This is a genomic window from Flavobacterium flavigenum (assembly GCF_027111255.2).
In the GTDB taxonomy this organism is placed as follows: domain Bacteria; phylum Bacteroidota; class Bacteroidia; order Flavobacteriales; family Flavobacteriaceae; genus Flavobacterium; species Flavobacterium flavigenum.
Genome location: NZ_CP114285.2, coordinates 2,407,215 through 2,419,133, shown reverse-complemented (window position 1 = coordinate 2,419,133; position 11,919 = coordinate 2,407,215). Strand labels below are relative to the sequence as shown.

Sequence of the window (11,919 nt, the reverse complement as noted above, 5' to 3'; positions counted from 1 at the left end):
TATAACATGAAGTTTTTCAAAAACATATTATTCCTCTTTTGTCTTCTGATAACATTCATCTCGAATGGTCAAATTTCTGCTGAACATTTGACCTGCGAAATGGCCGAAAATCCATTAGCAGTAATTCAAAATCAGCCAAGATTAAGCTGGCAGTTGGTTTCAAAAGAATTTTATGCCTCACAAATAGGCTATCAAATTTTGGTTTCTTCTTCGGAAGAAAATATAAAAAATGACAACGGCGATATCTGGAACAGCGGAAGAGTAAATTCAGATAAAAACCTTCAAATAAATTATGGAGGAACTTCATTAAAAAGCGAAACCAAATATTTCTGGAAAGTCAAAGTGTGGAATCAAAAAGGCAAAGCATCCAATTGGAGCAAAACAGCTTCGTTCAGAATCGCACCTTCACAATTAGATTTGAATCCAGTCTGGATCGGCGCGATTACAAAAGCTGACAGTCATTTGCCGGAAGGCCGAAATTATCATACTGCCACTTTCAACAAAGAGAAAAAAGCGTCTTTAATAAACGCTTCCGATTCTTTGTCACGCAGAAGTATTATGCTTCGCAAACCTTTTGAAGTTAAGAAAGAAATCAAGGAAGCTGTAGTTTACATTTCAGGTTTAGGACATTATGAATTGACGATTAACGGAAAGAAAATCGGCAACAGTGAGTTTGCTCCTTTGTGGTCAGACTACGATAAAACGGTCAATTTCAACACTTATGAATTGACTGCGAAAGAACTGCAAAATGGTGAAAACGTAATTGGTGTGTTGTTAGGCAACGGAATGTACAATACGCTTGCCGAACGCTATTCGAAGTTTTATGTGAGTTTTGGACCGCCGACTTTATTTTTAAAAATGAAAGTGGTTTACAAAGACGGTTCCGAAGACATCATAAAATCAGATGAAACTTGGAAATACAGCAAAAGTCCGATTACCTACAACAGCATTTTTGGTGGTGAAGATTATAATGCCAATTTGGAACAAAAAGGTTGGAACAACAAAGGATTCAACGATTCGAATTGGAAAAAAGTAGTCGTTCAGGAAGCACCAAAAGGAATTTTGAGAGCACAAACGACTTCGCCAATTATCGTTCAAAAACAATATGAAGTTAAGGAAGCCAAAGAGCTGAAACCCAATTTCTATATTTTTAATATGGGGCAAAATCTTTCCGGTTTTCCGACTATTAAAGTGAAAGGAAAAAAAGGACAAACGGTTCGTGTTTGGGTGGGTGAAAGCCTGAATGAAGACGGAACTGTTGGGCAGGGAAAAACAGGAAAACCGTATTATTACGACTATACTTTGAAAGGGGAAAGCATCGAAGAATGGCGACCTAATTTCAGTTATTACGGTTATCAATATGTTCAGATGGAGAACATCAATTACAAAGAAGACAAGGACAAAGATCTTCCAACATTGGTTGATTTGAAATCAAATTTCATATACAATTCGGCGGGAGAAGCGGGAAGTTTTGAATGCTCCAATGACATTTTCAACAAGGCACACTGGCTGATTAATAATGCCATAAAAAGTAACTTTCAAAGTGTTTTCACCGATTGTCCGCAACGTGAAAAATTGGGTTGGATAGAAGAAATTCATTTAAATGGTCCTGGATTGCTTTTCAATTATAATTTGGAAAGTTTTATTCCGGCTACAATGCAAAATATTTCTGATTCGCAACGTGACAATGGTTTGATTCCAACGATTGTTCCCGAATATGTTGTCTTTGGAGGCGACTTTACTGATTCTCCGGAATGGGGTGTGACAGGCGTGATTCTGCCGTGGATGTATTACGAATATTATGGCGATGCGTCATTGATTGAGAAATATTATCCGGTAATGAAAAAGTATGTCGATTATTTAGGAACCAAAGCTACGAATCATATCGTTTCCCACGGATTGGGCGATTGGTACGATTACGGAACGCATCCGGCGGGATATTCCAAAAACAGTCCTATTGCACTTTCGGCGACGTCACATTATTTTTATGGTGCTAGTTTATTGGCGAAAGCCTCCAAATTATTGAATAAATCGGAGGACATTGCAAAATACGAAACATTGACTTCGGATATTAAAAAGGCATTTAACGACAAATTTTTTAATGCTGAAACCAAACAATACGGTACAAACAGTCAGTTTAGTAACGCTGTTCCGATTTTTATGGATATCGTAGAACCGCAATACAAATCGGCTGTAATGCAGAATTTATTGGCCGACATCAAAGCCAAAGGCGACCGATTAACAACAGGCGATGTTGGAAATCGTTATTTATTTCAGGCATTGGCGCGAAATGGCGAAAACGAAACAATGTACAAAATGAACAATCATTATGATGCACCGGGTTATGGTTTTCAGATAAAATTCGGATTAACGACTCTGACCGAACAATGGGATCCGCGTAAAGGAAATTCATATAATCACTTTATGATGGGGCAGATCGAAGAATGGTTCTACCAAAGTTTAGCCGGAATTAAGGCAGATGAAAAAAATCCGGGATTCAAACATTTCTTCATTCAGCCGGAAGTGTTAGGCGATATGACTTTTGTAAAAGCAACTTATCAATCTATTTATGGAAAAATTGCTTCGGCCTGGGAAAAGAAAGACGGAAAATTAATTCTGAAAGTGGAGATTCCTGCGAATACATCAGCGACAATAAAATTGCCGGTTTCGGCGAAAGATTCTGCAATAAAAGTGAATGGAAAACCGATTAAAAATTTGAAATTAGGTTCAGGAAAATATACAATTGAATGTAAGTTGTAAAATGTAAAATGTGATTTGTAAAAATGTAAAATCACTTTCTTTTATAAACAAAAAAATCAAAATCAAAAATCAATTTGTTTTCCTCCAGCTAAAGCAAAAACAATTGAAAAACAATTTTTAAATAGAATGAAAAATTTAAAAAACATAACTTTTACTTTCCTAATCTCAATTTTCACATTGACATTAGCAAACGCCCAATGTACCTCAGATACAAACTTTAGAAAACCCGTTTCAGAAACTTTGAAGAAAATCGAAACCGTTTTCAACGTAACCATCAACGATGACAGAGGCTTGCTAAAAGGAAAAGAATTAGATTATGCCGACTGGAGAATCGAACCCGGAAATCTGCCAATTTCGCTTACCAATATTCTGGCTCCATTTGAACTCATGTATTTCAAACAGCCAGACGGAACCTACATTATTCGTAAATACGAAAACCATAAAGTTTCAGTCGATAAAGGAAAAGAACGTTTAAATTATTTGACGACTTTATATTCAAATGTATACGATTGGGAAGCCCGTAAAAAAGAAATAAAAGCCTGTATGATTACGTCATTTGGTTTGGACAAAGCACCGCCAATGCCAAAATCAAAACCGATTTTGACCCCAAAAAGAATCTACAAAGATTACAGCGTGGAGAATATTGCGCTGGAAATTCTTCCGGGTGTTTATACTACGGGATCGATTTACAAACCCTATCCGTTCAATAAAAAATCAGCTGTGATCTTAACGCCCGACGGGCATTTCGGAGACGGAAGATACAGAAAAGACGAGCAGTACCGTTGTGCCATAATGGCCAAAATGGGTGCCATTGTAGTAAGCTACGACCTGTTTGCCTGGGGCGAATCATTATTGCAATTTCCTGAGCAAACCCATAGAAACAGCATCGCATCGACCGTTCAGGTGTTGAGCGGAATCCGTTTGCTGGATTATTTATCGACTCAAAAAAATGTCGATATGACCCGAGTTGGTGTTACCGGCGGTTCCGGCGGAGGATCGCACACGATGTTTTTGGGCGCAATCGACGACAGAGTAAAAGTTACCGCTCCCGTGGTCATGGTTTCTTCCCATTTTTCAGGCGGTTGTCCCTGCGAAAGCGGTCGTGGCATTCACCTTTGCGGAAACGGAACCAACAATGCCGAAATCTCGGCGATGATGGCGCCAAAACCACAGCTCATTGTTTCCGATGGAAAAGACTGGACACTGGCGGTTCCCGAATTGGAGTTCCCGTTTATCCAGCGCACTTATGAATTGTATGGCAAAAAAGATTTGGTCGAAAATGCCCATTTCCCAACCGAAGGCCACGATTTTGGCACTTCAAAACGTATGGCGTTATATCCGTTTATGGCGAAATATTTAGGTCTGGATTTAAAGAAAGTACAAAATGAAAAAGGCGAAATCGACGAATCAACCTGCGTGATTGAACCGTACGATAAATTATATGTTTTTGGTAACAAAGCCGAAAATCTTCCGAAAAATGCATTGAAAGACATCAACAAATTATATGAAATGTTCGGAGAAAAGAACAATAAAGTTTACGAGGTGAAGAAATAGTATTTGGGCGTGACCCAATTTGAAAAAGGGGGCAACTCTAGAAACCGCTTAGTCGCCCCCTTTTTCAAATCGGGTCGGGCTATCCGCGCTACTTCGGTAGCTTGCTTCTATCCCTCACGCACTCTTGTAATTTAAGATCGATTGTCTTTAAAAAGAAAATAAGAATGTAATAATTGAATTTGTGGAATTACACTTCCAACAGCAATCAACTATCAACCATAAACTATGAAGTTAAAAAATAAAATTACAGCAATCTGTTTCGGTATCGTTTCATTTGCGACAACTGCACAAACCAACAGCGATCTAAAATTGTGGTACGACAAACCGGCTTCCATCTGGAACGAAGCATTGCCTCTCGGAAATGGACGTTTGGGTGCCATGGTTTTTGGCGATCCCGCTGTAGAACGCCTGCAACTGAACGAAGAAACCATCTGGGCAGGTTCGCCAAACAGCAACGCACACAACAAGTCAATTGAAGCTTTGCCTAAAGTAAGACAGCTCATTTTTGACGGAAAATTTGATGAAGCACAGGATTTGGCAACCCGTGATATTATGTCGCAGACCAATGACGGAATGCCGTATCAGACTTTTGGAAGCGTTTATATTTCGTTTCCAGGACATCAAAAATATTCTAATTATTACAGAGACTTAAATATCGGCGATGCTACGGCAAAAGTAAAATACACCGTAAACGGAGTAGAATTTACCCGCGAAATCATAACCGCATTTTCAGATCAGGTGATTGCAGTAAAATTGTCGGCAAGCAAACCCGGACAAATTACCTGTAACGTTTTTATGAACAGCCCAATTGACAAAACCGTTCCGTCAACAGAAGGAAATCAAATTATACTTTCGGGAACTGGAACTAATTTTGAAAATGTAAAAGGGAAAGTAAAATTTCAGGGAAGATTGGAAGCCAAAAATAAAGGCGGAGAAGTTTCGGCAAGCAACGGAATCCTGAGCATCAACAAAGCCGATGAAGTGACGCTTTACATTTCGATAGCGACCAATTTCAAAAATTATCAGGATATCACGGGTGATGAAATTGCAAAAAGTAAATCCTATTTGGAGCAGGCATTGCCAAAAAGTTTTGACGAAATTAAAAAAGCACATGTTGCCTATTACCAAAAATTCTTCAACAGAGTTTCATTGGATTTAGGAACTAATGAAAATGCCAAGAAACCAACCAACGAAAGAATCAGGGATTTCAAGAAAGAATTCGACCCGCAACTGGCAAGTTTGTATTTCCAGTTTGGACGTTATTTGCTGATTTCGAGTTCACAGCCAGGCGGACAGCCGGCAAATCTTCAGGGAATCTGGAACGATATGGTAACACCGCCCTGGGACAGTAAATACACGACCAACATTAACGCCGAAATGAATTACTGGCCGGCAGAAGTAACCAATCTTTCTGAAATGCACGAACCTTTTATCCAGATGGCAAAAGAGTTGAGCGTTTCGGGAGCAGAAACCGCAAAGATGATGTACAACGCCAGCGGATGGGTACTGCATCACAACACCGATATCTGGCGAGTAACCGCTCCGGTTGATTCGGCTGCATCTGGAATGTGGATGACAGGCGGTGCATGGGTTTGTCAGGATTTGTGGGAACGTTATTTGTACACAGGAGATAAAAAATATTTGGCAGAAATTTATCCAATTATGAAAGGCTCGGCGAGTTTCTTTCTGGATTTTATGATGATCGATCCAAATACAAAATATTTGGTTGTGGTTCCATCAAGTTCTCCTGAAAACACACACGCAGGAGGAACAGGAAAATCGACAATTGCATCAGGAACAACAATGGACAATCAATTGGTTTTTGATTTGTTTACACACGTAATCGAAGCTTCGGAATTGGTGGCTCCGGATGCTGATTTTACCAAAAAAGTAAAAGACGCTTTGGCAAAAATGGCTCCAATGAAAATTGGAAAACACAATCAGTTACAGGAATGGCAGGACGATTGGGACAATCCAAAAGACAATCACCGACACGTTTCGCATTTGTACGGTTTGTTTCCGAGTAATCAGATTTCGCCAATCAAAACACCGGAATTATTTGAAGGAGCAAAACAATCCTTAATTTACAGAACAGACGAATCCACAGGCTGGTCAATGGGCTGGAAAGTGAATTTATGGGCCAGATTATTAGACGGAAATCACGCCTACAAACTGATTCAGGATCAATTGCATTTGGTTACTGCTGACCAAAGAAAAGGTGGCGGAACGTATCCAAATATGCTCGATGCACATCAGCCGTTTCAGATTGACGGGAATTTCGGATGTACCGCAGGAATTGCCGAAATGCTGATGCAGAGCCAAGAAGATGCGATTCATTTACTGCCTGCCTTGCCAACAGTCTGGAATGACGGAAGCATCAAAGGTTTGGTAACCCGAGGCGGATTTGTAATTGATATGACCTGGAAAAACAATAAAGTTTCGACTTTGAAAATATATTCCAAACTAGGAGGAAACTGCCGATTGAAATTGGAAAATACTTTGAAAGCTGACAAAGGAATTACGCTTAAAAAAGCAAAAGGTAAAAATCCGAATCCTTTGTTTTATGATGTTGAGGTAAAGAAACCAATTATCTCTAAAGAAGCAAAATTGCCTAAAGTGCAGTTGCCAAAATATAATGAATATGATGTGGAGATGATAGCTGGGGAGACTTATAGTTTTTATGGGAATTAAAAAGAAGAACACAAATTACACAGATTTGCACAAATTATTAAATCTGAGAATAGAGTTTCCTAACAGGTTTTTAAAACCTGTTAGGTATAAATAATAAGTCTAGTTTGTCATTTCGACGTAAGGAGAAATCACACAAGTTGAGCACTCACTGTTGTGGAATATTGGATGTGATTTCTCCTTATGTCGAAATGACAAAACTATGAGAAAAGAATTGAAATTAAATATACCTACAAGGTTTTGGAAACCTTGCAATAGTTGGAAACTGAGAACGTCTATCCGCGTGAGTGATGGCAGTGGAGCTCTTTTTTAGAGAGGCTTTTTCTGCCGAACAAAAAAAAGCGGGAACGTAAAGCACGACCCGAAGTTTTTCACGGAGGGGCACGCCATAAAAAATAAAATAATCATTTTGAACATGTTATATCATTTTAAATATAAAATAATCGTTTTTACAATTTTGATTGCTTCATTGAGCAGTTGTAAATCGGGTGCGGGACATTCGCAAAAAGGGACTTCGGTAATTTTAAAGGAAGAAAATTTTAAACATTATGTTGATTATTTCAACACGATGGAAGACGAAAACCTGAAATTTGCGATTCCGAATGACAGTGCGTGGGCGTGGATGGAAAAGAATATTCCGTTGTTTGAATGTCCACAGCAGAATTTTGAGGAAATCTATTATTATCGTTGGTGGAGCGCTCGAAAACACATCAAAAAAACACCGCTTGGTTACGGAATTACGGAGTTTTTGGTCGATCGTTCCTATGCCGATAAATACAATTTGATTGCCTGTGCTGTGGGGCATCATATCAATGAATTCCGCTGGGTTCACGATCCAAAATACATTGAGCAGGATGTGAAAATCTGGTACCGTGGCAATGATGGAAAACCGATGAACAAGTTGTATAAATTCAGTAGCTGGACTGCCGATGCTTTGTACAATCGCTATTTAGTGAATAAGGATGAAAAATTCTTATTGGATATGTACCCGGATATGGTTACGGATTATGCGGTTTGGGAAAAAGACCGTCAGCGCAAGGATGGTTTGTTTTGGCAACACGATGTAAAAGACGGAATGGAAGAATCGCTGAGTGGCGGGCGAAAAGTACAAAATGCACGCCCAACGATTAACAGTTATATGTATGGCAATGCGATGGCGATTTCAAAAATGGCCGGTATGAAAGGCGATAAGGAAGCCGAAGCAAAATTCAAAGCTAAAGCCGATGTGTTGCAACAATTGGTGGAAACGAAATTATGGAATCCGAAGAGTGAATTTTTTGAAACTTTTACCGAAAAAGATACGCTGGCGCAAGTGAGAGAGGCAATTGGATTTATTCCGTGGTATTTTAACCTGCCACAAAAAGACAAAGGTTTTGAAAAAGCCTGGGAGCAGATTAAGGATGAAAAAGGATTTTCGGCACCGTTTGGATTGACAACTGCCGAGCGAAGAAGTCCGCGTTTCAGGACTCATGGAACGGGAACCTGTGAATGGGACGGTGCGATCTGGCCTTTTGCGAGTTCACAAACGTTGACGGCTTTGGCAAATGTGCTGAATAATTACGACCAGAAGTTTGTTGCCAAAACGGATTATTTTAAACAAATGGAGTTGTATGTGCAGTCGCAATATTACCGTGGAAAGCCGTATGTTGGGGAATACCTGGACGAAACGACGGGCTATTGGCTGATGGGCGACCGGGAAAGAAGCCGTTATTACAACCATTCGACCTTTAACGATTTGATGATTACGGGACTGGTTGGTTTACGCCCGCGAGCGGATGAAAAAATTGAAGTGAATCCGTTGATTCCACAGGAAAAATGGGATTGGTTCTGTCTGGATAATGTGTTGTATCACGGGAATATCATTACGATTCTTTGGGACAAAACAGGGGAGAAATATGGTAAAGGAAAAGGGTTTAGGATTTTTAAGAATGGGAAGGAAATTGCGGTTTCGGAAAAATTGGAGAAATTAGTGGCAGAATAATTAGTAAATTTTAAGTCCAGTTTGTCATTCCGAGGAACGAGGAATCTCCGCAAGCTGAATCGACAAAGATTGAATTACTTTACGGAGTTTCTTGTGAAGATCCCTCCTCCGTCGGGATGACAAAAATGAGAACAAAAAAATAAAAATAAATGAAAAAGTTTTTTTTACATCTTACATTAATCATTTTACTTTTTACACTTTCGGCGAAAGCCCAAAACAAAATCAGCGTGATTAATCTGCAATGCGAAATGCTAAACAATCCGGAAGGAATCGATGTTTTGAAACCGCGTTTGAGCTGGCAGATGCAATCAGATGTTAATGCTTTAAAACAAACCGCCTATCAAATTTTAGTGGCTTCGACTTTAGAAAATTTGAATGCTAATAAAGCCGATTTATGGGACAGCGGAAAAGTAACAAGTGATGAATCTGTTAATATTATTTACAACGGAAAAAAGCTAAAAGACAGAGATAATGCGTTTTGGAAAGTAATCGTTTCTACGAATAAAGGGGAAATAAAATCGGCTTCAACTGCCCATTTCAGCATCGGAATTTTGACCTATGCCGACTGGAAATCGACACGCTGGATTGGTTATGAAAAGTTGTCGAAAGACGATAGCGTTTCCCAGTATTCGAGATTATCGGCGCGTTATTTACGAAAAGAAATCAATGTAAAAAAACAGGTAAAAAGTGCCAAGATTTACTTAATGGGAATGGGCTTGTACGAGCTGTACATTAACGGAAATAAAATTGGCGATCAGGTGTTGGCACCCGTTCCGACGGATTATACCAAAAACGTAAAATACAATGTTTTTGATGTGACTTCGCAATTGAAGGAAGGCAAAAATATGCTCGGAACGATTTTAGGAAACGGACGTTTTTTTGCGATGCGTCAGGATTACAAACCCTATAAAATCAAATCTTTTGGTTTCCCGAAAATGGCTTTGCAGTTGTTTGTAGAATATACAGACGGAACGAAAGACGTTATCCGAACAGACGACACCTGGAAACTAACAACCGACGGACCAATCTTGTCCAATAACGAATACGACGGTGAAGAATACAATGCCCGCAAGGAAATGAAAGGCTGGGCGACAACCAATTTTGATGATAAGAACTGGGTAAATGCAAGATACGTTCAGGAACCGGGCGGTTTTTACGAAGCGCAGATGACGCCGAATATGAAAATAAAAGGCGAGGTAAAACCGATTTCGATCAAAGCGACTGCCAAAGGAACGTATATTTTGGATATGGGTCAGAATATGGTAGGTTGGCTGCAACTGAAAGTAAAAGGGAAATCTGGCGATCAGGTGACAATGAAATTTGCCGAGTCTTTGCAGGCTGATGGTTCGTTATATATTGCCAATTTGCGTGATGCGAAAACAACCGATGTGTATACGCTGAAAGGCGAAGGCGAAGAAATCTGGGAACCACGTTTTATATTCCACGGATTTCGATTTGTAGAAATTTCGGGTTTCCCGACCAAACCAACTTTGGATAATTTTGTTGGAAAAGTAGTTTATGACAATATCAAAACAACAGGAACTTTCGAATCTTCGGATGCGACGATAAACCAGATTTTCAAAAATGCCTGGTGGGGCATCAGCGGAAACTACAAAGGAATGCCAATCGACTGTCCACAGCGAAACGAGCGTCAGCCTTGGTTGGGAGATCGTACAACAGGCGCTTATGGCGAAAGTTTTTTATTCAATAATCAGACTTTATATGCCAAATGGCTGGACGATATTAAATTTTCACAAACACAGGACGGAGGATTGCCTGATGTAGCGCCGGCATTTTGGCGTTATTACGGCGATAATGTAACCTGGCCGGGAACGTATATCACAGTTGCCGATATGCTGTATCAGCAATTTGCAGATGCAGAAGTGATTAAAAAACAATATCCATCAATGAAAAAATGGATGTTGTATATGGAAGAAAATTATCTTCAAAATGATTTAATAGACAAGGACAAATACGGTGACTGGTGCGTTCCGCCGGAATCATTGGAATTAATCCGTTCCAAAGATCCTGCTCGTATGACGGACGGACAATTGTTGTCAAGTGCTTTCTACTTTCAGCTTTTGAACACAATGAAAAAGTTCGCTAAAATCTCAAATGCAGATGCTGCAGATATTGCTTATTACGATGATTTGACAACAAGAATCAAAAAAGCTTTTAATGCGAAATTTTTGAATACTGAAAAAAATTACTATGCTAATAATACGGTAACGGCAAATGTCCTGCCTTTGGCTTTTGGTTTGGTTCCTGAAAATGTGAAAGACAAGGTTTTCCAAAATATGGCTCATGAAGTTGAGGTGACTAAACAAGGGCATATCAGTACAGGCGTTATCGGAACACAGTTTTTAATGCGAACACTTACTAATTTTGGAAGAGGTGATTTGGCTTATAAACTCGCTTCAAACAAAACCTACCCAAGCTGGGGCTTTATGGTTGAAAACGGTGCCACGACCATTTGGGAATTATGGAACGGAAATACCGCTGATCCATCCATGAATTCGCAAAACCACGTGATGCTTTTGGGTGATTTAATTATTTGGTATTACGAAAATATGGCAGGAATCAAAAGTAATCCGGAAACTCCGGGCTTCAAACAAATTATTATGAAACCAGATTTTAATGCGGGACTGACTTTTGTAAATGCAGCTTACGAATCGATTTACGGCACAATTAAAAGCGACTGGAAGAAAACTAAAAATTCATTGCAGTGGAAAATTACCATTCCAGCCAATTCATCGGCGTTAGTGTATCTGCCAACAACGAATGCTTCATCGGTAACGGTAAACAATCAGAAACTGGAGAAATCTTCAGCTTCTTATAAAACAGAAAACAGTAACATAGTCCTGACTTTAGAATCGGGGTCTTATGTTTTGAATGTGAAGTAAATAAAGAAGGTTTTTCGTATTATTGTATCAGTA

5 protein-coding genes are annotated in these 11,919 nt (G+C 39.4%); all 5 read left to right on the top strand.

Annotated elements, in window-relative coordinates; all coding sequences use genetic code 11:
• The first annotated feature begins 6 nt into the window (after window positions 1-6).
• The 5 genes from OZP09_RS09870 (at window position 7) to OZP09_RS09850 (ending at window position 11,886) form a co-directional block, all read left to right on the top strand.
• Window positions 7-2,760, top strand: a complete 2,754-nt coding sequence (locus OZP09_RS09870; protein WP_281310691.1) for a glycoside hydrolase family 78 protein — start codon at window positions 7-9, stop codon at window positions 2,758-2,760.
• Window positions 2,761-2,886: 126 nt separating this feature from the next.
• Window positions 2,887-4,314, top strand: a complete 1,428-nt coding sequence (locus OZP09_RS09865; protein WP_281310690.1) for a glucuronyl esterase domain-containing protein — start codon at window positions 2,887-2,889, stop codon at window positions 4,312-4,314.
• Between the two features lie 225 nt (window positions 4,315-4,539).
• On the top strand, window positions 4,540-7,005 hold the full coding sequence (locus OZP09_RS09860) for a glycoside hydrolase family 95 protein (RefSeq protein ID WP_269237624.1): 2,466 nt from the start codon (window positions 4,540-4,542) through the stop codon (window positions 7,003-7,005).
• A gap of 412 nt (window positions 7,006-7,417) precedes the next feature.
• Entirely contained in the window at window positions 7,418-8,983 is a 1,566-nt protein-coding gene (locus tag OZP09_RS09855; protein ID WP_281310689.1) for an MGH1-like glycoside hydrolase domain-containing protein, read from the top strand.
• 149 nt (window positions 8,984-9,132) lie between these two features.
• A complete protein-coding gene (locus OZP09_RS09850; RefSeq protein WP_269237622.1) occupies window positions 9,133-11,886 on the top strand; it encodes a glycoside hydrolase family 78 protein in 2,754 nt (917 codons plus the stop codon).
• The last annotated feature ends 33 nt before the right edge of the window (window positions 11,887-11,919 follow it).